Raw genomic sequence first — 24565 nt, 5'->3', positions numbered from 1 at the left:
TATTTTTATTTTACTAATGAAAGTACTAAATCTTTAACGTCTAATACGCTATCGAGAATGTATTCTGTATTGTGTTTTTCAAACTCGTCTCTTGCGTCTTTTCCTGATAAACCTGTCAGGACTGCTGCGAACGTACATCCCATTTTTCGTGCAGCGAGTAAATCCGCAAAGGAATCTCCCACTATCAATGTTTCCTTACCATTCGGAATTGGCATTTCTTCCTCAATGCACTCTTTATCTAACTTTGTTTTTCCGGACAACGCCTTCACATATGTAAAAGGATGTGGTTTTGAAAGTGATGTTGCATCTAGAAAAGATCTTTCAGCAGCCAATACATCGTCTGCTGTAACGATATAGTTTACATCAAAATGTTTTCGCCAATCTAAATATTGAAATGGTTCAAGCGTCTCAAGTTCTGGACGTCCTGTTCCAATACCGATCGTAACCCCAGCTTTTTTTAATGATTCAAATAATGATGCAATTTCGTCTGCAGGTGCTAAAACTTTTTCAGCAGATAAAAATCCTTTTTTTCCAGTTTGAACAGATGGACGACCCGTTGAAGCCATAACGTGCTTATCACCAACATACCATTCCTGTGAAACATGCTCACAAGTAGACCAGAGTTCCCCTATTTCGCCAAAGACCGATTTTTCAACACCAAGCTTTTCTTTTGCTAAATAATCAAGATGTGAAAATAATCCTGCCTTTGTTCTTTCAGACAGCTCAAAGTCATCTAAAAATGCAGCAAAATCGAGATATAACTCTTTTCCAGCTAATGCTTTTCCTATTTCCAATAAAACATCCCGATTAATTTCATTGGAAACCCACTGACCAACCTGTTTGGAATCCTTCACATGTTCTAAAAGACGTATTAGCTGGTAGGCTACAGTTAAATAAATCATGTCCCAATTTGCATTTAATCCACATGACTTTTGAAATTTCAAAACAAGATCATGTTCAAAAACGCAAGCACGAATTTCATCAATTTCAGAATCGGAATAATCAATTTTAAATTTTTCCGGATTTAGTCCTAAATAATTTTTGCTATATATTATTTCCCATACCGTTAAAGCAGACGCATCGAAATAGCGCTCCTCGCTTAATAAAACCCCATCAACATCGAATAAAACCGTCTTAATCATCTATTTATCTCCTCTATACATGATCAGCACTTCTATCCTTTAGTGTATCATAGTGTCTCTTGTTTTCAATCCTCATCTTTTACATCTATATCATCTGGAATTGGCTCGTTAGCCAATTCTTCCACTAGGGTCTTATATTTTTCAAGCTGATCAAAATGAGTTTTAAATTGATCTTTATATATCAAAACTACTCCATCACCATCTCGTAAAAAACGAATTTTTCTTTGTAAAATTAAGTTTTCTACATAAGGTACCGATACAGATAAATACTCAGCCGTTTCTTCTATCGTTAAATACATCTCCATCACTCCAACTAAAAAAACTCGCATATTTCTTATTATATAATACCATCCTTATATTAAAAGGAGTGATTAACATTGCCAAGGAAAACAAGAGATACAGGTTCGCAGGCGACTCCCCATTTTGACGGGGAATATGAAGATATTATTAATGATCCAGGTATGCAAAGTTCTCAAATGGGATTGAATATAAATATTACGGGAAAACAAAACTCTTTCCATGTGTCTGAACTTCCTAACGACGATATGAAAGATTTTGAAAAGCTAACGAAGGGTAAAAACATAGATTAACTCTCAAAAAAAGCATGAATGGATTCTGTTTCACCCATTCATGCTTCTTCTAATCTTTGCGTCACAGTATCGAGTGATTCTATTCCTCCAAAATAAGCAATTTTTCCTTCGCTCAGATATAGTATTTTATCTTCACTTGATTGTCGGATCTCATCAATTAAATGAGTGCTAATAATAATGATACTGTGGTACGAAAGACGCTGGAGAATACGTTGAAAATAGAGCCGCTCCTCAATATCCAGTCCTTCAAAAGGCTCATCTAAAATGCAAATCCTCGGGAGGTTTATGAGCGCCTGAATTAACCCTACTTTTTGCCGTTCTCCTCCTGAAAGATGGCGAATCTTCCTCCGCTTTACATGGGTTAAATGACTCTCTTTCAACCAATTCTCAACAGACTTTTTTACAAGCTTCCGCGGGATTCCCTTATGATAAGCGATGTAAGTTATATATTTTTCCACCGTCATATCTGAATGTCCTGTAAAATGTTGCGGTAGAAAGCCAATGATTTTCCTAATTTCTTCGATACTTAGCTTTTTCCTGTACGTCCCCAGCTGCTCGTCTCGAACCAATCGAGTATAGTTGACTTCACCGTGTACTGGTTGAATCGCGGTCGTAAGTAGCTTCAAAAGTGTACTTTTTCCAGCTCCGTTTTTTCCAACCACATACGTAATTCCTTTTGTAAAAGAACAAGTTATACTTTTTAAAAGTTTAGTTTCAGGTAGAGAATATTCCACATCATGTAATGCTATTCTCATTTCGATCCCACCGATAATCCTTTTTTAAATAAAACACTACTTAATAAAAGAACCGAAACTCCTAAAATAATCACATTCATTACTAGAAAATATTCATTATCTGGAGTTTGGAACAAGAGCTTTTTCTTTAATAACACTTGGCTGAACCAAATAAATAGTGCGATTGACACCCCTATTTTTTGCCCTAACCAAAATATCGCAACAAACCCGATCACACCAAAAAAGAAGACAGGAAGAAAGGAACTAACGAGATACAATATCGTACTCTCTTTCCCAACAACGATAAAGCTTAATGGTAATGTCAACAATAATTGAAATCCCATAACAATCATAAAACGGATAAATATTTGATGGATCATTGGATAGTAACTCAATGTTTCAATGATCTCGTTTCCTTCATTTTTCGGTCTGAAAGAATAGCCAATCACTCCGATAACAAGAAGGGTAATCCACTTAATCCAACTTGCAAATCCCGACACTGCGTCTGCAACATTTTCACTAATCGTAAAAGTAATGGCAATCATAAGAAGTCCAGTTAACAGCCAGCTTGTCGTACCGTAAAAATTCCATTGCGTTAAAAACATATTAACTATTTTTGATCTAGTCGAAAGAGAATGTTGGGTCGTTTCCAGCTCTACGCGCAAATCAACTGGACTTTCGTTCTGCTCCATATTTTTGATTTTTTGAATCAAATCGAGTGTCATTTCTCTCGTAGGCTCCGGGGCAGTAAATCGATCAAAATGAGCTTTCCATTCTTGTTCTAACTTCGTTAATTCTTGATTTTCACTCATTTCCACTAGCCCCTTTCCGTTCATCCGTAACTAATATGTTTTCAAGCTGTTTTAACCCACGCGCAATGCGTGTTTTTACTGTGTTAATTGAAAGATCCAATGCCAATGCTATTTCCGAGTATTTGAAGTCTTGATAGAAACGTAGATAAAGAACCGTTCGATAATCAAGGGAGAGTTGATTTAACGACTCTACCATCCATTGGCGTTCGAGCTGATGATCAATAATATGGTGAACCTGCCCTGCTTTTTCTATATCTTGATCCGTCACATACTCAAGACGGGATGCAGGTTTTCTCCAATAATCCTTGCAAGTATTCGTCGCTATTTTATACATCCACGGTTTGAATTGATCGGGAACAAAACCCTTTTGCCCTTGTTGGTAGATTTTCAAAAATGTTTCTTGAACAACGTCTTCAGCCAATTTTTCATCTTGTAATAATCGATATATATATCCAAACAGAGGCTTATGATATCGGAAAACAAGTGCATCGAAAGCTGTATCTATCCCAAGCGACAATTGCTGCATATATTCTTCATCATGCATTCCCATCCCTCCGTCTCATGCTGACTTTCGATTGATTTTAAAAATAGCTCCTATTGTACATATTACTCCGAGTCCGATATAAAACAATCGGTTAATGAGAATCCAACGATTTTCCGCCAAGAAAAATCTACTTTCTCCACTTACAACACGCTCAACACTTCCATATATAAGTAAAATCGCATTTAATTCCCTAAGCAACGCCCCGCCGAAAAGAATCATCATCCAAAAAAGAATTCCAGCTATCAATCCTCCAAGCGAATGCTTTCCTATCATCGTTCCAAGAATAACAAATCCACCTAATGCCAAATATACTGGAATTGTAAAAACAAATCCTTTCCATACAAAGTTCCCTAATATAAATCCTAATGGTAATGAGATGATAATCGCTAAGCTAAAAAAAATAATGATGGAAAATAAAGTTCGTTCAAGTAGAAATCTCCACTTAGATACGGGATACGTAATAAGCTGATTGAAAAATTTCGAATCCAAATCTACCGAAAAACACCATTGAATGATAAATACAAACCAGATAGTCGCAGTTTTTTCATAAATAAGGCTAGATAAATCATCTATCGTATATGTCCCAGAGTTATATATAATAATCCCGATAATCGGTATCAGTATGATCGTCAATAACGAATAAAAGGATGTGCACCACAGCTTTAAAAATAGTCGAACTCGAATAGAGAATCCCCTCATGATTTTGATTCTCCTTCGTATTCATTTAAGGCGTCTTTCATGTTAAAGTCCTGCTTGTTCTCAAGTCCATTCCAATAATTGAAAAGATATTTTAAAACATCTTTAAATTGATCGTGGCCTTTATCCTCATAGGTTTGTAGCATATTTACAAGTGTAAGATCCTCTTCCGCACCCCACCATGTAGATTTATACCATTCCACAAAACTAACCTGTTCGTGTAACTGATTCATAATGATCCATTCCATTGCATCAACTATTATTCGAAAATCCTCATTGTAACCTTCAGAAATTTCTGGATATATTTCATTTATCATTTCATATGCAATACCCCAATCATCCACTGATGCACTTCTTATTACAAAAAAGTCGTGATTAACACTATCATGTATTTGATAATAGTAATTATCGCTCATTACATATACAACGGATGGGCTCATCGAAACTTCTAGCCAATCTTCCATAAAACTCCATGCTTTTTGATATCTTCCAATCACTTCTTTAGCTCCATTAAAAACTTCAGGATGTGCGACAACTCGAATGTTTCCAACCTTTTCTTCCATGAAATTCCCGCCTACCAATGATAGACCATATTGAGAAGTCCCTTGATAAACATCTTCACTAATTTCCGGAATCGTTAAAGCAAGAGGAACTTTTTTATTTTCTCTCATAATGTTAACTGTGAAGTCCGTAGGAAAATCCTCTACTAGCCGAGCATTTCTTAATTCAAATTGAGGATAAAGATTATTATGCTCCCTAGCAATTACGAGTGGTCGCTTTCCAATCAAAGGATACCAACCCGCTTCTTTCGGAAGATACATTCGCTGATTTTTTATAAAAGCTTGTTCAATATACCCATCATCTCGGTATTGCAAGATTTTCCCATCATAATGAAAGTCTAAGTCAAATTCTTCACCAGGCTGAATCATTTGATCAAAATGAAGTGTTATAAAATCATTTTCTCGTGAACAAGAAACAGATTTTTCACTTGTGCATTCCTTTATTTCTAACCCATGGTACAAAGTTAAAAATACTTCATTCACTGCCTTATTGCCTTTATTTTTTATTGTTAAGGTACTATCAACTTTTATCTGATCATCAGCTTGAAACTTCACATTTAAATTTGTTTTTTCCATAGAAAAGTCATATGGCTGATCATCTTTATGCACTTCGTAGTAGGAATTCATCCATTCGTCATATTCACCCTCTCGATCAAACGACTTTGCATATTGTTGCCCAGTTGCAATGTATTGCTTAAGTGCTTGATCATATTGCATGAAACGCATTCCACTTAACACAATTGTAGGAATGATGATGATTGTAGCAATAATAGGAATCATCTTTTTTTCTTTATAACTTTTACGATTACGTCGAAACAATATAAGAGCTAATATAATTACTACAATTCCTAATAATACAGTAGCGCCTTGGTGAAAAAGTGACCTTTTAAACACATGATGAATCCCCCATATCCCCTCATATGGAGACCCAATAAACATATAATCGAATGGAGTTAATAAATGAAACTTTGGATTATCCCATATGTAGGCTTGTCCAACGTAATCAAATGGGAACATTAAACTTAATACTAAAATTGCCGGGATAACTAGATACGCCAACATAGATTTAATCAAGATTGCAAATAAAAAACCAAAGGAGATAAGAAGAAAAAACGCTCCTTCCATTTGAATGAATACGTAAAAGATATTTTTAAACCAATCTCCTACTGTCATTGCAGCACTAACAAACCATATTGCTTGCACGATTATTGTAATTACGGTAATACAAAGCCCGTACAATTGAGTGATAAGCCATTTTCCTATAACCCAATCCACATTTTTCACTTCGTATGTTACGACTAATTGTTCAAAATCACTATCCCGATCCTTACTTGCCATATAAACAGCAAACAGTCCGACAATGAGTAAATTGAGCAGCAGCATCCAAATGAAACTTTGATAAAATGCAGCAGCACGTTCTTCGTAATGGATAGGCTTTATTTCATAAGAGATGATGACGTAGCCCCAACACAAAATATTTACTAATAATGGAATGGCTAGAAACTTATTTCGAAGTAAAAGAAGCCCTTCATTTCGAAATACGGATTTCATCAAGATCATGCCGTCACCCCGTTTATGACCGCCATATAACCGTCCTCTATTGTTGGTTGTATAGGGCTTACTTCACCTTGTGGTTTTTCTTTTGAAATGATTCGAAAAACAACCTGATCCTTTTCTTTTCGACTGGAAATAATGACGTATTCTCTTTCCACTTGATCATATTCGGAAAATGGTACCGTTAACTCCCACACTACATTTATCGCCTTCTCAGCTAATGCTTCAGTGGATCCTTTGAAAAGGACCTCACCATGATTGATGACTGCTACATTTTCACAACTTGATTCAATATCACTAATGATATGTGTTGATAATATAATAGAGTGGTCCTTACTCAATTTTTCTATTAAATTTCGAAAACGAATCCTTTCCGAAGGGTCCAGCCCTGCTGTCGGTTCATCAAGGATAATTAATTTCGGATTTCCAATGAGAGCCTGAGCAATTCCAAGACGTCTTTTCATTCCACCAGAGTAACCTTTAATTTTTTTATTTGCTTGTGCGGCTAGGTTAACTTCTTCCAGTAGCTTCTCAACCTGCGAATTTCGTTCCTGTTGATTTGTTACACCTTTCATGGAAGCAACATAATGAAGAAATTCCTTTCCCGTAAATTGTGTTGGGACGTTAAAATGCTGCGGCAAATACCCAAGCAGTTGTCTAACCTTATCTCCTTCTTTGACAAGATGATGATCATAAATAGTTACGCTCCCTTTATCAAAAGGAAGAATCGTACTTAAAATCTTCATTAGAGTCGATTTCCCCGCCCCATTCGGTCCAAGAAGTCCGAATAAGCCTGTACCAATATGTAGGTCAATATTTTTTAAAGCTTGAAATGAACGATAGGATTTTTGCAATCCATCTATTTTTATAGACAATCCCTTTTCCCCCTAAAAATACCTTTCTGAACCTTACACGTATGGAAGAATTAAATTGTTTCAACTTTAATAATTTTTCTTTGTACAGATAGATGTGAAATTTTAGGAAAAATTCGAATTTTTTTTCGATTTCATCGTGAATTAAGATGGAATTCTCGACAAAATTCTTACTCTTTTCAGTTTCATCGTGAATCAGAAATATATCGTGAAAATGAGTAACTTAAACGAAACCCATTCGTCTGTTTAATTGGAGGTGTTAAAAAATGAATAAAATAATTTCCAGCTTCATTTTGATGCTGTCACTGTTTTATTTAACAGGTTGTACAAGCTCAGAAACAAAAGTGGTAACTATAGGAAATCCTACTGCCGAAGAAGTTTTACGACAAGACGAAAAGGCGGATATCTTTCAGTGGGATGATCTCATTTATACAACGAATGTTGATTGGGTAAATGAATTAGAATTAACGAGGAATGAGCTAATCGGCGAGATCAAAAAGTCATTTATAGACTTTTCCACAACACCCTTTGAAAATGGAATGGCAAATAAATTGCCGTTAGGAGCTAAAATTTATTCGGCAAAACAACGAGGCGGTATATTAATTGTAGAGTTCAATAATGAGGAAAAGTATTATTTAGCTTTAGTTGAAGGATAGATACTTTGCATCGCAATTATTGTTTTTATAAAAAATGAAAGCAAAAAAGTTTGGCGTAATTTCCAAACGTTTTTTGCTTTTTTATATGAAGTGCGTTCACTAATATGCATAATCACCAATTCTCAATCCGAATAATTTTAACGATTTTCCCTTCTTGTACGGTAATTTGTAATTCTCCAGATTGCATATTATTTAACGAATCAACAATTACTTGTAATTGATCACTCTCTGCCTTAACCTTTTCTGCCATTCCACTCATCCCCTTTGATCGTAAATTTACCTAAGCACAAGAAAAAGACCTCTTAAATAAATAAGAGGCCTTTGCTTTTAATATGTTTATGCATTGGTCTCTTATCTGTCAGATTATAGTAATCTGCTGGAATTGGCACCGTTTGAATTCAAAAAATTCAATGGTTGCCGAGGTTTCAACGGGCCAGTCCCTCTACCTCTCTTTATAAGAGTTATAACTATGAAGTTTTTTACGTTAACATTAATTGTATTTGGAAAAAAATGAGTTGTCAATCGACAAATCTGTTTGAAGGTAGCAATATTACCATTCTTAATAAGAACAATTTCCATAATTTGCTCTTCACTTTTTCGTTACATTCGTTATAATAGAGAGCATGTTGAACTTTTTTCAACAATAGCAAGACGTGGTTCGAGACCATCCCACGTTAAAAAACTAAGGAGAGAATTGAATATGAAAACAAAAACACTTGTAATCAATGGGATTATTGCCGCACTTTATATTGTGGTGACTCTTTTGATTAAACCATTCGGTTTTACAAACATCCAGTTTCGATTATCTGAGATGTTTAACCATCTAGTGGTGTTCAATAAGAAATATTTCTTTGGAATTGTTGTCGGTGTACTTCTGGCAAACTTATTTTTTTCGGAGCTGGGATTATATGATCTTTTCTTCGGAGTTGGTCAATCAATTGTCGCTCTATCTATAACGATATTTTCAAGTAAATTTATCAAAAGTATTTGGATGAGAATGATTTTTAATACGATCATTTTTTCTTTTACGATGTTTTTTATCGCCATCGAGCTTAATTTAGCTCTCGGTTTCCCATTTTGGATTACGTGGTTTACAGTAGCCATTAGTGAATTTATTGTGATGGCAATCGGTGCACCGTTAATTATGGCACTCAATAAAAGGATCAACTTTGATAAACTACTTTCATAATGTTGAGATAACCCCTTTCAAGGGGTTTTTCATTTATCTTGAAAGATAATCTTTTAACGCTTGTTCCAATGAAGCAACAATATTTGCTTGATTTTCAAAAGTAATTCCTAAGAGAATCATATTTTTAACTACTTCAGGTCGAAGTCCGGAAATTATTGCTTTACATCCCATCATGACTGTACCGTCAATGACTTTTTTCAATTGATCAATGACATCTGGTTCCATTTCAGCTACCCCAGATAAATCAATGATTAATGTTTGAATCTTTAAGTAAGAAATTTCAGTTAGTACCTTTTCCATAATAACCCTGGCTCTTTTTGCATCAATGGGACCAGTTAGAGGGAGGACACAAGTTTTGGTCGTCACTGGAATAATGGGGACCGAAAGATGCTCAACGATTCTATTTTGTTCCTCTATTAGAGAATCTTTGAATTCGGAATAACTAATAAAAAAACAATTTAAGAATTGATCAATTTGGTTGTTAATTCTACTTTCAAGATTATAAAAATTATCCGTATTTGATTGTCTATTGTTTTTAATTTCAAACTTATGTAAAAACATCCATAACGTTCTTCTGATAGCGTGGAGCCATTCTAACTTGAAAGCCAATGTTAACTGAAATTTCGCCCATATTTCCCCTTCTTTTTTGGCGAATTCAATTACTTCTGACTCTCTTTCTTCAATAACATAAAGAATAAGTAGATGAGCATTTTCTAATAAATTTATATTGCCGATTAAATGAATATATTCAATTTTATCCCTTACATTTACTGCTTCACTTAAAAGCTTATCTTCAAATTCTTGACGATTTTCAACTAAATAATCCTTTAATGCCTTTGCATCATATGCATAGTTCACGTTATCACTTCCCCTTTTGGTGAATTGATTCACTTAGCATTTAGTTTTTTCATCATGTTTTTAATATTATCATAATTTCGGTTTTTAAAGATAGTTTAAAGAAATGTTCAAATAATGATAAATTGGTGTGTTGAGGTAGTGTGAAGTAAGTTAACTAGATTAGAGGAAGAACTTTGCAAAGAAATTACTACTAATTTTCAAAATGATAAATTATTGTCTAAAAAAATTAAGACCAGTCCCTCTATTAGTGGGGACTGGTCCTATTTCAGCTACAGCGCCTATCGACTAGTAAACTTATTGTCCTTTTCGCTTGCGTAAGTCAACATCGACTCGTTCCTCGTCGTGTTTCCTTTATCTCAGTCAAAGTCCCTGAAGTTTATACGTCGATGAACAGGCGCTTTCGCTTTTCTTATTACTTTCTTTCTGGTGGAACTTCTTTGTTTAGTACTTCAAAAAATTTCAAGACTGTAAAATAGCTTAAGCCTAAATCTCCAACTCCCTCGTATGCTGATACAATGTCAACACTGCATCTAAGAGGTTCGACTTGAAGAACGGTAACTACGATTTGATTTTGTCTCATCGCTTTTTTTTCAATTAACATTTCACCGCGTTCTGCATCTAAATGTGTAATTTTCCAACCAGGCAGCTTATTAGTTATTACATATTGGATCTTTTCAAGTAAAACTCGCTTACTTATTTTATAATAACGCGTTTTCAATTGTGGATCTTTTGCGCGATCACTTGTTTCCGTACTATTTTTCCATAGTCCTGTCAATATACGAGCAATAGACATGGTTTTCCCCCCTTTTTACAAAATTCTAGTAATTATGTAGATATGCTATATATTATATGTCTTTTCAGATAGTAATGTCTATTTACTCGATGTAAATTAATGATGAAAACAAAAAGAAAAGGAAAGTCCTCACAGCGTTGACTTCCTTTTCTTAATCTCTTATTGTCTTATTGTCTTATTGTCTTATTGTCTAGCAGACCAATCTACAGCACGCTTTTGTAAATCATCCAAAAACTTTTGAATATCTGGAGCTTGGTCATTGGCAGCCTGACTGATAAATCCATTAATTGCAGGTGTAATTTCACTGCTAAAGAATGGATTAGCTTCATCCATCATTACAGAAGGAGAAACGGCTGCCACTTCCATCGCTTTTTGGATAAACTTATCTTCTGGTAATACAAAATCAGCTTCTGCTAGAGTCGGCGTAGCTTGGAAGTTTTCATAATTCCATTTTTGCGTTTCGTAACCTGATAGAAACTTCATTACTTCCCAAGAAGCTTCTACGTTTTTAGCGTTCTTTGCCATTACAAATGGATCCATTGCAATCCATCCTTCACCTTTTGGACCAAGGTTAAGAACTGGGACAAATCGGTCTAATAAGTCCTTATCTTTGTTCGCGCGGTACTCACCCATAGTCGCCCCACCTGAATGATCCAAAGCGATAGCAATATTGTTCGTTTCAATCCCAAAGTTTTCTTGACCTTGACCATTTACAAATTCAACAGGAGGGTATTTTGCTGCTTCTTTTATCCATTCCAATACTTTAACCATTTCGGGTTCATTTAATTTCCACTCGATATTTTTAAGATCACCCAAGGAACCAACAGCTCCTACAGCTCCAAAAGCATGAGTCAATGCTACAACAGTTGAAGCATTAAGAGAATTCCCACTCCACCATAAGCCATAATTTTCCTCACCGGTAACAGGATTTTTTCCTGTCATCTGTTTTGCTTTATCCAAAATTTCTTCAGGAGTTGGGTTCTCAGATAACGGCTCAACACCCCATTCTTCAAACATCTTTTTGTCATAGATCGTCACACGTTTTCCCAAAATTGCAGGAAGGCCGAAGCGTGTGTTTCCATCAAAAGCAACAGTACTATAGGAATTTTCCCAAATTCCTTTTAAATAAATATCGCCTTTAAAGCTAGAGTCATTTCCTATTAAATCGTCGATACTTCTTAGGAGCCCTTGCTGCATCCATTGAGACGCAAACGCTCCTCCTGAATAAATAACATCCACATCACCTGATTGCAACATAGCTGTTTGTTTTGCTTGGGCATTTTCCCAAGGAACTTGATATACTTCTAGCTTAATATTCGGAAATCTAGGATTAAATTCTTCTTTTACAAAAGTATCAAACCCAACATTGTCTATACCTGTAATTGGATCAATCCCGTCCTCCAACTGCCAACCAGCCAAGGAAACTCGAACCGTAGCTTCTATATCCGACACGACTTCAATATCACTTTTCGGTTTATCGTTTTTCCCCCCACCCCCGGAGGAAGAAGAGCATGCCACTAAAGTAAAAATAAGAACAAGCCCACTAAACATCGCTAAAAATTTCTTCATTGTTAGCCCCCTATATGGATTTATACCTTACGAGAAACAAATCAATCTAAACTTTTCCTAAATAAGCATCACCTCCCAAAAGGTAAATAGAAGCGGCTTTAGGGATTTTTTACTGCTTAATACCTGACAACGCTATGCTCTCCACAATATATCTCTGCAGAAATAAATATAATGTAATGACTGGAATTAAACTGACAGTTGTGGCTGCCATGATGATCGACGGAAGTGGTTGATTCTTATTGTAAGTAAACATCGCCAAACCAAGTTGAATGGTATATTTATCTGGTGTTTTCAATGCCAATAATGGCCAGAGTAAATCATTCCATACACCTAAAAATTGAAGAATTGTCATCGTTGCGATTATGGGGATGCATAAAGGAAAATACACTTTGAAAAATACTCTAAATTCTCCGGCGCCATCAATAATTGCTGCCTCCCTTAATGTAGATGGAAGCTGATCGATAAATGATTTTGCCAAAAATGTCCCGAAAGCATAGTTTAGTGCGGGTAAATAAAATGCCCAATATGTATCTAGTAATTTTATTTTTGCAAAAAGCAAATATTGTGGAATCATCGTCATTTCAAAAGGAATCATCATTGTACTTAACGCTAATACGAGTACAATCATCGACCCTTTAAATCTTAATTTGGAGATGGCATAACCGGATAAAAGCGCCGACATCATGCTTACAAAAATGACTCCTATAGATATAATCCCAGAGTTGATCATATATTTAAGCATTGGGATGTTTTTGAAAGCGAGTTCATAAGTTCTCGTAGAAAAATCCTTCGGCCAGAACCGTGGTGGAAAAGGAATATTTAACCTTGCAGCCCAATCAAAACTCGTTAGCAACATCCAGACAAAAGGAATAATCATAATCAATGATCCTAATAACAGTACAACTAAAAGAGTAAAGCTTCCTACTAGCTTAGATTTTTTCATTGATTTACCTTGGAAGGATTTTGGATCTTCCAGTTTCAAATTTGAAATACTCATTGGATTGCTCATATAATCCCCCCTCTAATCAAGATTGCTCTTCCTGTTTGATAGCAACATGAGAACTGTTAATACTAGAATAATCATAAATAATATATATGAAGCAGCAGTTGCGATGCCCATTTGACTTGCAAGGAAAGCATTTCGATAAATATATAAAACGACTGTCATTAGAGAACCAGCAGGGTTTCCAGCCGTCCCACCAATGAGCCAAACATCTGTAAATCGTTTCATCGCACTAATCGTACTGATGATAACCATAAAAAGAATGATTGGTTTTAAATATGGAACGGTTATATAAAGCCACTTCTTAAACCAATTTGCCCCATCTACCTCTGCCGCTTCATATAAATCTCTCGGAACACTTGTCAATGCCGCGATAAAAATAATTGTATTGTATCCAAGCATTCCCCATAAGGTCATTAAGACGATACTAAATCTTGAGAAGCTTGGATTTGTAAACCAGCCAATAGGATCCATTCCTACCCAACTTAAAACAAAGTTCAAAAGCCCTTCCTTCCCAGGGTTGAATAGAAACTGAAAGAGAATACTAGTTGCAACGAGAGAAACAACGTTTGGAAGAAAATAGACTCCTTTGAAAAAATTTCTCCACCTAAGCCACGGAATGTTATGAATAAATGTAGCTAGAATAAAAGAAAAAGAAACTCCTAGTAATACCGCAAGAAACCCCATATAAACGGTGTTGTATAGGGATTTCCAAAAAATCGAGTCAGAAAGTACAAATTTATAATTGGAAAATCCTATCCATTCGCCGCCAAATGTAGATGCTGATTTTTGAAAACTTAACACAAGCGCTCCAAACATTGGATAGATTGCAAACATTAAAACTCCAATTACTAATGGAGCTGAAAACATATACCCCGCCCAATCAGTAGAGGTAATTTTTTTCTTTCTACGAGGCTTTATTCCCATCCGTTTTTCTATAGAAGGATTGAGTTTCTGTTCCATCACTTCACCCCTTTTAATATTTCGGAATTACATGAGTATTTTCGCGTATATTTCTCCTCTCCATAAGACTTTCATACTATCTTTCTCCAGTGCCTTTATTAAGTTTACAATACCATAGTCGATGTAAAAATTTCAATACTTTTTTCTGTATATTTAAAACATTCAGATTTTTAGACAACATTCTACAATATCCCAATGAAAAAACGGAAATACATTCCTATTTTCAGGAACGTATTTCCGTTTAAAAAGATGCTTTGTGTAGATATTAATCGAAATAAATCTCTTTTCCTTTTTGTGCTGATTCGTAGATACCACATAAAATCTTTGTCATTTCGACACCATCTTGTACTGGGCTGAATGTTTCTTTCTCGCCTAAGCAAACGTCGACAAAATGATCAATTTCATTTTGGAATCCATCGATAAAATCAAATGTTAAGCTATCAACTTGAGGAGTCATATTCATGATTGTATCATGTTTTTCTGAGATTATTGCAAGCTCTGGCTCTACCTCTGCTCCACCTTTTGTACCGTAAAGCTTTATTGCAATTTCATCCTTTTTAGCATGAAGCGTAAAGCTGACATCCACAAGCATAGAAGCTCCATTTTCGAAGCGGATCAACGCATTTGCCATATCTTCTACTGTATTTTTTTCTGGATCATAATCTGCAGCTTGATAGAAAGATAGATTTTTAATATTTTTACGGTTACCTAGTTTATTGTACGTATTTCCGGAAATAGATTTTACTTTTGGACGTCCCATTAAATACCATAGAACATCAATAACGTGTACACCGATATCAATTAATGGTCCACCACCTGATCTTTCAACATCAGAGAACCAACCACCAGGGTTTCCAAGTCGGCGAATACATGTAGCTTTTGTAAAGTAAATTTCACCTAGGTCATCATTATCAATGAACTTTTTCAATACTTGTGTGTTGGAAGCATATCTTCTTACGAATCCAACCTGTAGTTTCTTTCCGCTGTTTTTCACAGCTTCTTCAAGCTTCAATGCTTTTTCAACGTTTGTTGTCATTGGTTTTTCTACAAGAACGTGCTTGCCGCTATTTACTGCCGCAGTAGCAATTTCAGCATGAGTGTTGTTCCAAGTACAAATGCTTACAGCATCCACTTCTGGGTCATTCATTAAATCATTGTAATCAACATAAACTTTTTTCGCGCCATATTTTTCAGCTTTTTCTTTTGCTCTTTGTTCATTTAAATCACAAATTGCATAAAGTTCCACTTTATTGTTGTTAACATACGCTCCTAAATGCGCTTCTGAAATGGAACCCGCTCCGATGACACCAATTTTTAATTTACTCATGTACATTTCCTCCTATGCTTCCTCAAATAATCTACGAACATTATTTAAAGCTATTTTTGACGCTTGCTTACATTCTTCCATTCCTTCGAATTCGATTGAAATGTATCCATCAAATCCAGAATTTTTAACGATTCCTACAATTTCTCTCATATCAATATCGCCTTGGCCTACAATCGCACCTCTTAAATAATTTCCAGCAATTGATTGGAAAAATCCGTCGCCAGGGTTTTGATATGATGGGCGAATGTAAAAATCTTTAAAATGAACTACTGATGCATGACTAATATTTTTCTTCACTGCAGATACCGGATTTTCGTCAGCACATAAGAAGTTGCCGATATCAACTGTCGTTTTAAAATTGTCACGATTCACTTCATTCAACAGACGAAGAACACGGTCACTTGCTTGAACATGGAAACCATGGTTTTCAATGCTCGTCGTAATGCCGTATTGAGCTGCATAATCAGCAATTTGTTGGCAAGCATCTACGATTGCAGGGAGATCTTTTTCAAATTGAACAATTGATGTGTCGCTAGGTGCACGCCAAGCTACATCATGTCTCATGAATTTAATTCCGAGAGCATTCGCAATATCAACTTGTTTTTTTACTCTTTCAATTTCAGCATCAAAGGCTTCTTTTGTTTCAGTTAAAAAGTTAGCTCCAATTAAATAATGGGAAAGCTCGATGCCTACACTTTGTGCTTTTTCTTTAATTTGTTCAATGAGCTCATCATTATCATCTAGGCTAAATCCAAGAGGAACAATCTCGATATGCTCCCCACCATTATCTGCCACCCACTGAATAGCATCTAAAATCGTCATTTCTCCGGAGTTGATCGCTTGGTATAAACTGTATGAACTTAATCCAATTTTCATTTTGTCCACCTCTTATGGATGTATATTTATTTTCAGCTGTCTAGCAAACTTCTTCACCTTTTCGCTACGATAAGTCCACATCGATTCGCATAATCATGCTCATCGTGTTTCCTTTATCTCAGTCGAAGGCTGTGAAGTTTGTACGTCGTTGGGCAGGCGCTTCCGCTTTTCTTTGTCTAGCTATAGCGCCTATCGACTAGCAAACTTCTTCGCCTTTTCCCTACGATAAGTCAACATCGACTCGTTCCTCGTCGTGTTTCCTTTATCTCAGTCGAAGGCTGTGAAGTTTGTACGTCGTTGGGCAGGCGCTTCCGCTTTTCATGCTATCTATTCACTAATACAGCTTTGCCTTTTTCAAATGATTCGTAAGCTGCCTTTACGACTTCTAGTGTTCGTAAGCCGTCAGTACCTGTAATGGATGGTTCTCTTCCTTCTTTTATGCTTGCGATAAAGTCGTTAACGAGTCCTTCATCCATATCTTCGGCAAAAGGAAGTTGAGAAATTTCCTTAGAGGCGTCGTTATAATAAACAGAATGTTGTTTAAACGCATCAACCTGTAAGTTTCCTTTTGTCCCGATAAAGTTGATGATCGCATCTCCCCATGTTGGGAACGTCTGTGGTCTTGACCAGCTTGGATCAATGGAAACGATGACTCCAGATTCCAGTTCCAACGCAACCATTCCGCAATCTTCTACATCGATATCATAAAATCTTCTATCGAGTTCTGCATATACGCTTTTTACTTCATCGTTAAGAACCCAACGAATGATATCCATGAGATGTACGATATGATCAGTCGCAGCGCCACCTCCTGATAATTCCTTTTCTATAAACCAACCACCAGGCATTTTGCCGTGGTTCGTTCCATTGATGGCAACAATTTCACCAAGAGCTCCGGAATTAATTAACTCTTTCGCCTTTTGGAATCCTGGAGCAAATCGAACTGGATATGCAATTTGAAGGATAACTCCTTCTTCTTCACAAACGCTGATCATTTCTTTTGCATCTTCGATTTCTGTGGCGATCGGTTTTTCACATAAAATATGTTTTTTAGCCCTTGCAGATTTGACAACATGTTCCTTATGTTTAGCATTTTCGGAGCAAATCACGACTGCATCAATATCTGTACTAAGAAACTCATCTAGACTTGATACGTATTTGCAGCCAAAATGATCAGCCATTTCTTGTCCGCGGCCTGCATCTTCATCCCAAATATACGCTAATTCCGTTTCAGGATGATGGACTAAATGCGTAGCATAACTATGTGCATGCATATGAGCAAAACTAATGATGCCGACTTTCATGTTAATTTCCTCCTTTTCCTAGAGTGACAGGTTGTCCTTCTTCAGCAGATTTAGTAGCAGCTTCAACAACCTTAATAACCTTCAATGCATCTTCCACCGTTACGATCGGTTGTGCCTCTCCAGAAATACATTTGATGAAATGCTCTAATTGGCGTTGGTAAGGATCTTTTTCCATCATATTTCTTGGTATTTGAACATTCTCATCTGAACGGAATTGAACGACTAATGGATTGCTGTCATCGTGATTGTATGTAATCATTCCTTTATCGCCTGTCAATTCAAAGGAAGCTTTAAATTTCGTCTCTGCCCAAGATAGCTCAACATGTGCAATCGTTCCATCAGCCATCTTAAGATTAATAAAGCCGTACTCTAAACCACTTCGTTTTACACGTTTAGCCATTACTCTATCTACATCACCAAACGTCCATAATAACCAATCTAAATCATGAACTCCGAGGTCCATAAATAGTCCGCCGCTTTTTGACTCATCAATATACCATGAATCCTTTGCTGGATATGGCACCCCTCTAGACATTCTCATGACACCTGGATTTCCTATGGCTCCATTTTTCACTTGTTCTCTTGCATTTACGTATTCTGGGAAGAAACGAAGAGTTTGACCAACAAATAATTGAACATTATTTTCCGCACAAACTTTCAAGATATCTTCCGCTTCTTCACTCGTTAAAGCTAATGGTTTTTCACAAATAATGTGCTTCTTTTGATTCGCCGCTTCCACAACGAGAGCAGCATGGGTATGAGTAGGTGTACAAATATCAATTACATCTACTTCTGTATTTGAAACTAGTTCATCAATACTATTGAAAGCTTTTGTTCCGTATTCACTAGCTACTTTATCTAATCTTTCTTGATTTAGGGCAATCACTCCGACTATTTCGATTCCCTCGATTTTTGCCCAAGCAGAAAGATGTCTTTGCCCAAGTTTCCCTGAGCCCACTACTGCTATTTTCATTAACTTTCCACCTCACATATGATCAATGACACATTGGTAAAATCATCAAACTTTTCGATTTAGCAAAAATTAGTTAAAATCTGCTAATCTAATCGCTTTATCTTCTTGATTTGATTGATTAGCAGCAAGAGTCACAGCTAATGTTTTCAAACCATCTTCATATGAAGCTAAGATTAAGTCTTGGTTTTTTGTTCTTACAGCTTCAATGAAAGCACGATCCTGAACTTCGTAAAAATCAACCTTTGATTCGATCGTTTCTGTATCATCTTTTTCAACAATTTTAAGATTTGTTCCAACTAATTCAACACGGAAGTCACGACCTAATACTTCAACCCCCATGCGGTGATCAGGTTGCGTAAAAGAACTGTCTAAATGTCCTACTGCACCAGATGAAAACGTAACGTTAACAGATGTTACATCTGGGATATCAATATGTTCGATATCATCCATTACTTGAAGTGACATATTGGCACTTACTTTTTCGATATCTCCGGCAAGGTAAGTCATTAAGTCCATAACGTGAGTAGATTGCTCAACTAATTGGCCGCCTGATTTGCTCATAATACGGTACCATGGTGTTTGAACGAAGCTAGAAATATATTGACCTCTTACCATAGCAATCTTTTTATCAGCTAAATACTCCTTCGCCTTTTGAATCGTATCCAAATAACGGAGACAATACCCAGATGCATTTATCACGCCTGATTCACGAATAGCATTTGCTTTTTTCTTGGCAACTTCAAGATCAAGTTCTACTGGCTTTTCAACAAATAAATGAATCCCTTTTTGAACTGCTTTTTCCTCAATCTCACCGTGTGCGAATGGAGGGATGCTTAAAAATAGTGCATCTAAATGTTCATTTTCCAACATTAAATCAAAATCAGTATAGATCGAAGCGTTATATGCTTCACCTTGTTTTTTTGCATTTTCTTCATTAATATCGCAAACGGCTACAATTTCAGCATGTTCATTTTCTGAGACATTCTTTAAGTGGACAGAGGCAATTCCTCCAACACCAACAAAACCAACTTTAACTTTGTCCATATTTTCGCTCTCCTATGCTCTTAGAATAACGTCTAAATGACGTGCAGTATCATCCGCTAAAGTACTTGGGCACAAGGCATAAGGTGAAAGCTCCGCAGTAAGAGTATCTTTGTACCCAATCTGTTCAAGTGCATTTTTTACCGATTTCCAATCAACATCTCCTGCAAGTAAGGGGACGAAACCTGTAATATTTCCAACACTTGTACTAAAGTCTTTCACATGGACTTTAAAAATTCTTTTTCCTAAAATTTTGATCCATTGTTCTGGGAAACCGAATTGTAATACATTCCCAACGTCAAAATAAGCACCAATGTACTCTGAATCAAGCTCATCAATATATCTGGCCATCTCAAGTGGAGAAAGTAAAAATTTATTCCAAACATTTTCTATACCAATTTTGACGCTAAATTTTTCAGCAATAGGAATGATTTGCTTAATTGCTTCCTGACTTCTTTCATAACATTCATCATAAGAAACTTCTTTAGACACTGCTCCAGGTACTAGTAAAATCGTGTCTATTCCTATGAAACTAGCTATTTCCAACATTTTCTCAACAACACGTATTCCTTCTCTTCTCACACTTTCATCAGGTGAGCTCAAAGGAGTTTTCCAAAGCAGGGATGTAGACAAGCTTCTAAGCTGCAGTTCATATTCTTTGGCAAGAGCAAGGATTTTTTCAGCTTCTTCTTTTGTTGTTTCCACTGTTAATCCTACGCCGCCAGCCTCGTTTAAATTAAGTTCGACAGCATCAAAACCCGCATTTCTACTATACTCAAACACTTTTTCAATCGGCGTTCCTTCGGGATAACACCATTGATTGATACTTTTTAGCATAATACCCCTCCTTAAAATAATTCCTTATTTTAATGTAAAATGAAATAACTCATGAAGTAATAGCGATGCGGAGCCAACCACCTCTGAATCATTTCCGAAAGAACTTGGAAACACTTTAACACCACGTGTATGCGTTTGCAGGGCGTAGTGAGAAATATGCTCATTCACCTTTTGGATTAAAAGAGGATTTTCAAATGCCAGTTCTCCACCAAGAATAATCCTTTCTGGATTAAATAAATGAATGAGATTAACTATGCCTGTGCCGAGATAAAATGCCACATCATCCAAAATGGACTTTGCTAACTCATCCCCGTAATAAATTGCTTTTCGGAATATTTCTGGAGTTATTTTTGAAAAGTCTCCTTTTACTTCTTCTACTAAAAGGGATTCCTTTCCTGCCATAATTTCCGAAACAATCCGAATATAAATGGTACGCCAGCTTATATAATTTTCGAGGCAGCCGACGTTTCCACAAGTACATGGAGCACCTTTATAATCAATCGTTGTATGCCCGAACTCACCGGCTCCCCCATGGAATCCACGGAAAATTGAATCATTTACAAGTATGCTTGCACCAACGCCATCGCCGATCGTCACATATATTAGGTTTTTAGATTGTTGATAATTCCCAAAACCCTTTTCCGCAAGTAAACTTCCATTCGTATCATTATCTATGTAAGTTGGAATATTAAACGCATCTTCTATTGCGTTCTTTAAAGGAAGATTATCAATTTTGAGTTTTGGATTATAGGCTACAATTCCTTTTTCGGAATCAACAATTCCTTGAATGGTGATCGAGATACCAAGACAATCATTAAGATTTTTACATTTTTTAAAGAAGTGTTCGATCATTAAAATTAATTCACTACTCAAATCATAATCTACATTCTCTTCTAAAGAATGCACTTCTTTTCTTTTTACTTTTGCATTTAAATTCAATTCAGCAATCGTAATTTTGGAAGCATCGATGGCAACACCAATTAGAAAACAAACATCAGGATTCAATTGCACTAAAATCGGCTTTCTTCCGCCGCTTGATTCTCCTGTTCCTCCTTCTACTACAAGAGAATCGCGAATAAGATCACTAACCGCAGATGTAACAGTTGTAGGGCTTATGTTAATTTTTTTAGCAATCTCTGCCCTTGAGATGGGGCCATTTTTACGAATAACATCTAAAATGATTGACTTATTAAGTTCCTTAATAAGTTGTAGGTCACCTGTCCTTTTCAACATAATCTCCTTCCATTGAAATCGCTTAATAAGTTTCTTTCTCCAGTGCCCTTATTAAGTTTAAGAATAGCACAATCATGCTATTCAATTCAATCGAATCCTCGTATGAATGTTGATTTTTTTAAAAAAGTTCTGATAACCTTTTAAGGTGTTGAAGGTTTAGGACCTTCAACGATTTGACTAACCTGGGCTTTCAACATTGATTCGTTTTTTCCGTCCTCACTCCTCATCGAATATTGTATTAAAATTTACTTTCTAATTGAACAAAAATCTATAAATCTTCTATTACTATATATGCAGCTTTTACCGGTCCATGCACTCCAACTACAAGATTCATTTCAATATCTGCAGAGTTACTTGGTCCTGTTATAAAATTTATACAAGAAGGAAGATGTTCACCGCTTTTTATTTTTTCTCTAATGATTCTCGCAGCCTGAGTCATTCGTGGGACAATTGAACTTTTTGGCATAATGATGATCGACTTAAGAGGTAAAAAACTAACGGTTCTTCCTTTGTCCTTATCACTGAATAGGACAGCTGTACCAGATTCCGCTAGAGTAATATCACTTATTGTTATGCCTATATTCGACTTTTCGGCTAGTTTAATATTTTCTTCACCCAGAGCTGACTCCCATTGGTGAATTTCTGTATTTTCTGATGGCCATATGTTATTAAACAGTGGTGAAAGCCCATATTCTTCAAATCTGGAGTCTTTCCAAGCTACGATCGGCCCTCCACCATATTCAGAAACAATCGTACGTATAGTTTCAATCAATTCCGCTTTATTCGTTTCAATTAAATCAGTGTGTATTTTTGTACACTGAGTTTTCAATGCTTCAAGGAGCTCGTTGGAATCTGCATCTTTAAAAACAGCATCTTGTGGATGATAGCTCCATTTTGGTCTTTCGACATTAGTAAGGAAACGATTCCTACCTAATCGTTCTGCAATTTTAGTCAGGAAGGCCTCTCTATTTTGGATCGTTCCGCTCATGATTGATCCTCACCTTTTTTATGATTTTTATACCAATCTCGAAATCTCTCTTTATTCGGAGCAGGGAAATCCCGAATTTCTGTCCATGCTTTCAATGGACCTACTCCTTTAGATATCTTGTTCCCATCAGTAAAGGGATTCATCGCTGTAGGAGCTATTTTTGATCCTATTTTATAAAGTGATGGTGATGCAGCTCCCAATCCAAATGCTTTCATGGTAAGTTTTTCAGAGATTGGAGCCCTTCCTTCTTTCTCAACGATCACTTGACGATGCTTATGCAATAAATCATGAAGAGGGATTTTTACAGGACAAGCTTCTGTGCAAGCACCACATAAAGTGGAAGCATAAGGGAGTTCTTTATAATCATCATACCCACCTAATAAAGGTGATAGGACAGCACCTATAGGACCAGAATAAATCGATCCGTACGAATGTCCACCTACATGACGATAAACAGGACATACATTTACGCAAGCAGCACAACGGATACACTGAAGAACCGATTGAAATTCTCCACCTAAAATATTGGATCTGCCATTATCGACAATGACTAAATGAAAATCTTCGGGACCGTCAACATCTCCTTCATCTTTTGCCCCGGTCAGAACGGTAATATAGCTTGTGAGCTTTTGTCCAACGGCACTTCTAGTGAGTAAGCCGACTAGGACTTCCAATTCCTCAAATGTAGGAACAAGTCTTTCCATCCCCATGACTGTAATTTGTGTTTTCGGTAATGCTGTGACAAGATCCGCGTTTCCTTCATTTGTCACTAAGCAGATCGATCCTGTTTCGGCCACAGCGAAATTACAGCCAGTAATACCAACATCAGCTGTCAAATACTCATCTCTCAACATTTGCCTTGCATGCCAAGCCAATTCTTCCGGTTTTTCAGTCAGTTGATAGCTTAATTTTTCTGTAAAAACGTCCCTGATCTGTTCTTTATTTTTATGTAACGCTGGTGCAACAATGTGTGATGGCGGGTCGTGATCATCTATTTGAAGGATGTACTCACCTAAATCCGTTTCGATTACTTCACATCCAGCTTCCTCGAGGTACGGATTCAAATTGATTTCTTCCGTTACCATAGACTTTGATTTTACAATCTTTTTGGCATTTTTCTTTTCAATAACACCACGAATATATTCATTAGCTTCCTCCGGTGTTTCCGCAAAGAAAACATGCCCACCTCTTTTTGAGACATTCTCGCTTAATTGATACAAATAATAGTCGAGATTTTCCAAAACATGTTGGCGGATTTCTTCTCCAAGAGAACGCCATTCTTCCCAGTTTCCTAGTTCTTTTGCTTGATCCAACCGTCTTGTCTGTAGTCTTTCTTGTGCGCTTGAAACGGCTCCTCTCATAAAAGTATTATGAATTCCGGTATCTACACGCTTCTTAAAATCGCCAGTATCAATTTTCATTGGCATAGTAATCACCCCGCTTTTTCAAAA

26 protein-coding genes and 2 riboswitches are annotated in these 24565 nt (G+C 36.3%); of the genes, 3 read left to right on the top strand and 23 right to left on the bottom strand.

Going from position 1 to position 24565, the window contains the following annotated elements:
• Nucleotides 1-5 precede the first annotated feature (5 nt).
• Both KHA93_RS01030 and KHA93_RS01025 read right to left on the bottom strand, forming a co-directional pair.
• Nucleotides 6-1142, bottom strand: a complete 1137-nt coding sequence (locus tag KHA93_RS01030) for an HAD family hydrolase (protein ID WP_213109021.1) — start codon at nucleotides 1140-1142, stop codon at nucleotides 6-8.
• 65 nt (nucleotides 1143-1207) lie between these two features.
• Complete coding sequence (locus tag KHA93_RS01025; RefSeq protein ID WP_213109020.1) at nucleotides 1208-1441, bottom strand: excisionase family DNA-binding protein; 234 nt, start codon at nucleotides 1439-1441, stop codon at nucleotides 1208-1210.
• Nucleotides 1442-1519: 78 nt separating this feature from the next.
• Between KHA93_RS01025 and KHA93_RS01020 the strand changes: the two genes are divergently transcribed.
• Nucleotides 1520-1732 carry a hypothetical protein gene (locus KHA93_RS01020; RefSeq protein ID WP_213109019.1) on the top strand — a complete coding sequence of 71 codons (213 nt, stop codon included), beginning with the start codon at nucleotides 1520-1522 and terminating at the stop codon, nucleotides 1730-1732.
• Nucleotides 1733-1770: 38 nt separating this feature from the next.
• On the opposite strand, the gene KHA93_RS01015 is transcribed toward KHA93_RS01020, so the two are convergent.
• The 6 genes from KHA93_RS01015 to KHA93_RS00990 are packed head-to-tail and all read right to left on the bottom strand — an operon-like array spanning nucleotide 1771 to nucleotide 7507.
• Nucleotides 1771-2487, bottom strand: coding sequence for an ATP-binding cassette domain-containing protein (locus KHA93_RS01015; protein WP_213109018.1), 717 nt, complete (start codon nucleotides 2485-2487; stop codon nucleotides 1771-1773).
• Nucleotides 2484-3278 carry a hypothetical protein gene (locus KHA93_RS01010; RefSeq protein ID WP_213109017.1) on the bottom strand — a complete coding sequence of 265 codons (795 nt, stop codon included), beginning with the start codon at nucleotides 3276-3278 and terminating at the stop codon, nucleotides 2484-2486. Before KHA93_RS01010 ends, KHA93_RS01015 begins: the two co-directional genes overlap by 4 nt.
• Entirely contained in the window at nucleotides 3271-3822 is a 552-nt protein-coding gene (locus tag KHA93_RS01005; RefSeq protein ID WP_213109016.1) for an RNA polymerase sigma factor, read from the bottom strand. The genes KHA93_RS01010 and KHA93_RS01005 overlap by 8 nt, the downstream gene beginning before the upstream one ends.
• Nucleotides 3823-3837: 15 nt before the next feature.
• Entirely contained in the window at nucleotides 3838-4521 is a 684-nt protein-coding gene (locus tag KHA93_RS01000) for a hypothetical protein (protein WP_213109015.1), read from the bottom strand.
• Nucleotides 4518-6638: an ABC transporter permease/M1 family aminopeptidase gene (locus KHA93_RS00995; protein ID WP_213109014.1), complete on the bottom strand. Its 2121-nt coding sequence runs from the start codon at nucleotides 6636-6638 to the stop codon at nucleotides 4518-4520. Before KHA93_RS00995 ends, KHA93_RS01000 begins: the two co-directional genes overlap by 4 nt.
• Nucleotides 6635-7507 (bottom strand): ABC transporter ATP-binding protein, encoded by an 873-nt coding sequence (locus KHA93_RS00990; protein ID WP_213109013.1) that lies wholly within the window; start codon nucleotides 7505-7507, stop codon nucleotides 6635-6637. Before KHA93_RS00990 ends, KHA93_RS00995 begins: the two co-directional genes overlap by 4 nt.
• 263 nt (nucleotides 7508-7770) lie before the next feature.
• Between KHA93_RS00990 and KHA93_RS00985 the strand changes: the two genes are divergently transcribed.
• Nucleotides 7771-8160 (top strand): hypothetical protein, encoded by a 390-nt coding sequence (locus KHA93_RS00985; RefSeq protein ID WP_213109012.1) that lies wholly within the window; start codon nucleotides 7771-7773, stop codon nucleotides 8158-8160.
• A 112-nt stretch (nucleotides 8161-8272) separates the two neighbouring features.
• Here the strand turns inward: KHA93_RS00985 and KHA93_RS00980 are convergent, their stop codons facing one another.
• Nucleotides 8273-8410, bottom strand: coding sequence for a DUF2292 domain-containing protein (locus KHA93_RS00980; RefSeq protein ID WP_213109011.1), 138 nt, complete (start codon nucleotides 8408-8410; stop codon nucleotides 8273-8275).
• Nucleotides 8411-8508: 98 nt separating this feature from the next.
• Nucleotides 8509-8621: riboswitch (SAM riboswitch) on the bottom strand.
• Nucleotides 8622-8807: 186 nt separating this feature from the next.
• Nucleotides 8808-8852: riboswitch (PreQ1 riboswitch) on the top strand.
• A gap of 8 nt (nucleotides 8853-8860) precedes the next feature.
• Here KHA93_RS00980 and KHA93_RS00975 point away from each other — a divergent pair.
• Nucleotides 8861-9349 carry a QueT transporter family protein gene (locus KHA93_RS00975; RefSeq protein ID WP_213109010.1) on the top strand — a complete coding sequence of 163 codons (489 nt, stop codon included), beginning with the start codon at nucleotides 8861-8863 and terminating at the stop codon, nucleotides 9347-9349.
• Nucleotides 9350-9382: 33 nt separating this feature from the next.
• Here the strand turns inward: KHA93_RS00975 and KHA93_RS00970 are convergent, their stop codons facing one another.
• The 14 genes from KHA93_RS00970 to KHA93_RS00905 form a co-directional block, all read right to left on the bottom strand.
• Entirely contained in the window at nucleotides 9383-10207 is an 825-nt protein-coding gene (locus KHA93_RS00970; protein ID WP_213109009.1) for an STAS domain-containing protein, read from the bottom strand.
• Nucleotides 10208-10619: 412 nt separating this feature from the next.
• A complete protein-coding gene (locus KHA93_RS00965) occupies nucleotides 10620-11000 on the bottom strand; it encodes a hypothetical protein (protein WP_213109008.1) in 381 nt (126 codons plus the stop codon).
• A 183-nt stretch (nucleotides 11001-11183) separates the two neighbouring features.
• A complete protein-coding gene (locus tag KHA93_RS00960) occupies nucleotides 11184-12569 on the bottom strand; it encodes an extracellular solute-binding protein (RefSeq protein ID WP_213109007.1) in 1386 nt (461 codons plus the stop codon).
• A gap of 109 nt (nucleotides 12570-12678) precedes the next feature.
• Complete coding sequence (locus KHA93_RS00955) at nucleotides 12679-13512, bottom strand: carbohydrate ABC transporter permease (RefSeq protein WP_213112716.1); 834 nt, start codon at nucleotides 13510-13512, stop codon at nucleotides 12679-12681.
• 78 nt (nucleotides 13513-13590) lie between these two features.
• A complete protein-coding gene (locus KHA93_RS00950) occupies nucleotides 13591-14535 on the bottom strand; it encodes a carbohydrate ABC transporter permease (RefSeq protein WP_213109006.1) in 945 nt (314 codons plus the stop codon).
• A 265-nt stretch (nucleotides 14536-14800) separates the two neighbouring features.
• Complete coding sequence (locus KHA93_RS00945; protein WP_213109005.1) at nucleotides 14801-15862, bottom strand: Gfo/Idh/MocA family protein; 1062 nt, start codon at nucleotides 15860-15862, stop codon at nucleotides 14801-14803.
• Between the two features lie 12 nt (nucleotides 15863-15874).
• Nucleotides 15875-16738: a sugar phosphate isomerase/epimerase family protein gene (locus KHA93_RS00940; protein ID WP_213109004.1), complete on the bottom strand. Its 864-nt coding sequence runs from the start codon at nucleotides 16736-16738 to the stop codon at nucleotides 15875-15877.
• A gap of 323 nt (nucleotides 16739-17061) precedes the next feature.
• The gene (locus KHA93_RS00935; RefSeq protein WP_213109003.1) at nucleotides 17062-18042 is read right to left on the bottom strand and encodes a Gfo/Idh/MocA family protein; all 981 of its coding nucleotides are present in this window, start codon (nucleotides 18040-18042) and stop codon (nucleotides 17062-17064) included.
• Between the two features lies 1 nt (nucleotide 18043).
• A complete protein-coding gene (locus KHA93_RS00930; RefSeq protein WP_213109002.1) occupies nucleotides 18044-19015 on the bottom strand; it encodes a Gfo/Idh/MocA family protein in 972 nt (323 codons plus the stop codon).
• A gap of 69 nt (nucleotides 19016-19084) precedes the next feature.
• The gene (locus KHA93_RS00925; protein ID WP_213109001.1) at nucleotides 19085-20059 is read right to left on the bottom strand and encodes a Gfo/Idh/MocA family protein; all 975 of its coding nucleotides are present in this window, start codon (nucleotides 20057-20059) and stop codon (nucleotides 19085-19087) included.
• A 12-nt stretch (nucleotides 20060-20071) separates the two neighbouring features.
• On the bottom strand, nucleotides 20072-20893 hold the full coding sequence (locus KHA93_RS00920) for a sugar phosphate isomerase/epimerase family protein (protein ID WP_213109000.1): 822 nt from the start codon (nucleotides 20891-20893) through the stop codon (nucleotides 20072-20074).
• A gap of 24 nt (nucleotides 20894-20917) precedes the next feature.
• On the bottom strand, nucleotides 20918-22126 hold the full coding sequence (locus KHA93_RS00915; protein WP_233711008.1) for an ROK family transcriptional regulator: 1209 nt from the start codon (nucleotides 22124-22126) through the stop codon (nucleotides 20918-20920).
• Between the two features lie 268 nt (nucleotides 22127-22394).
• Entirely contained in the window at nucleotides 22395-23114 is a 720-nt protein-coding gene (locus KHA93_RS00910) for a LutC/YkgG family protein (protein ID WP_233711007.1), read from the bottom strand.
• On the bottom strand, nucleotides 23111-24541 hold the full coding sequence (locus tag KHA93_RS00905) for a LutB/LldF family L-lactate oxidation iron-sulfur protein (RefSeq protein WP_213108999.1): 1431 nt from the start codon (nucleotides 24539-24541) through the stop codon (nucleotides 23111-23113). The genes KHA93_RS00910 and KHA93_RS00905 overlap by 4 nt, the downstream gene beginning before the upstream one ends.
• Nucleotides 24542-24565: the final 24 nt, after the last annotated feature.

The sequence above is a fragment of the Lederbergia citrisecunda genome (genome assembly GCF_018343695.1).
GTDB lineage: Bacteria > Bacillota > Bacilli > Bacillales > Bacillaceae_C > Lederbergia > Lederbergia citrisecunda.
The sequence above is the reverse complement of the archived record's forward strand: the minus strand, read 5'-3'. Positions and strand labels throughout refer to the sequence as shown.

What these genes read in the sequence shown, in the direction of transcription:
- KHA93_RS01030 (WP_213109021.1), bottom strand. Translation starts at nt 1,142, where the DNA reads ATGATTAAGACGGTTTTATTCGATGTTGATGGGGTTTTATTAAGCGAG.
- KHA93_RS01025 (WP_213109020.1), bottom strand. Translation starts at nt 1,441, where the DNA reads ATGTATTTAACGATAGAAGAAACGGCTGAGTATTTATCTGTATCGGTA.
- KHA93_RS01015 (WP_213109018.1), bottom strand. Translation starts at nt 2,487, where the DNA reads ATGAGAATAGCATTACATGATGTGGAATATTCTCTACCTGAAACTAAA.
- KHA93_RS01010 (WP_213109017.1), bottom strand. Translation starts at nt 3,278, where the DNA reads ATGAGTGAAAATCAAGAATTAACGAAGTTAGAACAAGAATGGAAAGCT.
- KHA93_RS01005 (WP_213109016.1), bottom strand. Translation starts at nt 3,822, where the DNA reads ATGCATGATGAAGAATATATGCAGCAATTGTCGCTTGGGATAGATACA.
- KHA93_RS01000 (WP_213109015.1), bottom strand. Translation starts at nt 4,521, where the DNA reads ATGAGGGGATTCTCTATTCGAGTTCGACTATTTTTAAAGCTGTGGTGC.
- KHA93_RS00995 (WP_213109014.1), bottom strand. Translation starts at nt 6,638, where the DNA reads ATGATCTTGATGAAATCCGTATTTCGAAATGAAGGGCTTCTTTTACTT.
- KHA93_RS00985 (WP_213109012.1), top strand. Translation starts at nt 7,771, where the DNA reads ATGAATAAAATAATTTCCAGCTTCATTTTGATGCTGTCACTGTTTTAT.
- KHA93_RS00980 (WP_213109011.1), bottom strand. Translation starts at nt 8,410, where the DNA reads ATGGCAGAAAAGGTTAAGGCAGAGAGTGATCAATTACAAGTAATTGTT.
- KHA93_RS00975 (WP_213109010.1), top strand. Translation starts at nt 8,861, where the DNA reads ATGAAAACAAAAACACTTGTAATCAATGGGATTATTGCCGCACTTTAT.
- KHA93_RS00965 (WP_213109008.1), bottom strand. Translation starts at nt 11,000, where the DNA reads ATGTCTATTGCTCGTATATTGACAGGACTATGGAAAAATAGTACGGAA.
- KHA93_RS00960 (WP_213109007.1), bottom strand. Translation starts at nt 12,569, where the DNA reads ATGAAGAAATTTTTAGCGATGTTTAGTGGGCTTGTTCTTATTTTTACT.
- KHA93_RS00955 (WP_213112716.1), bottom strand. Translation starts at nt 13,512, where the DNA reads ATGAAAAAATCTAAGCTAGTAGGAAGCTTTACTCTTTTAGTTGTACTG.
- KHA93_RS00950 (WP_213109006.1), bottom strand. Translation starts at nt 14,535, where the DNA reads ATGGAACAGAAACTCAATCCTTCTATAGAAAAACGGATGGGAATAAAG.
- KHA93_RS00945 (WP_213109005.1), bottom strand. Translation starts at nt 15,862, where the DNA reads ATGAGTAAATTAAAAATTGGTGTCATCGGAGCGGGTTCCATTTCAGAA.
- KHA93_RS00940 (WP_213109004.1), bottom strand. Translation starts at nt 16,738, where the DNA reads ATGAAAATTGGATTAAGTTCATACAGTTTATACCAAGCGATCAACTCC.
- KHA93_RS00935 (WP_213109003.1), bottom strand. Translation starts at nt 18,042, where the DNA reads ATGAAAGTCGGCATCATTAGTTTTGCTCATATGCATGCACATAGTTAT.
- KHA93_RS00930 (WP_213109002.1), bottom strand. Translation starts at nt 19,015, where the DNA reads ATGAAAATAGCAGTAGTGGGCTCAGGGAAACTTGGGCAAAGACATCTT.
- KHA93_RS00925 (WP_213109001.1), bottom strand. Translation starts at nt 20,059, where the DNA reads ATGGACAAAGTTAAAGTTGGTTTTGTTGGTGTTGGAGGAATTGCCTCT.
- KHA93_RS00920 (WP_213109000.1), bottom strand. Translation starts at nt 20,893, where the DNA reads ATGCTAAAAAGTATCAATCAATGGTGTTATCCCGAAGGAACGCCGATT.
- KHA93_RS00915 (WP_233711008.1), bottom strand. Translation starts at nt 22,126, where the DNA reads ATGTTGAAAAGGACAGGTGACCTACAACTTATTAAGGAACTTAATAAG.
- KHA93_RS00910 (WP_233711007.1), bottom strand. Translation starts at nt 23,114, where the DNA reads ATGAGCGGAACGATCCAAAATAGAGAGGCCTTCCTGACTAAAATTGCA.
- KHA93_RS00905 (WP_213108999.1), bottom strand. Translation starts at nt 24,541, where the DNA reads ATGCCAATGAAAATTGATACTGGCGATTTTAAGAAGCGTGTAGATACC.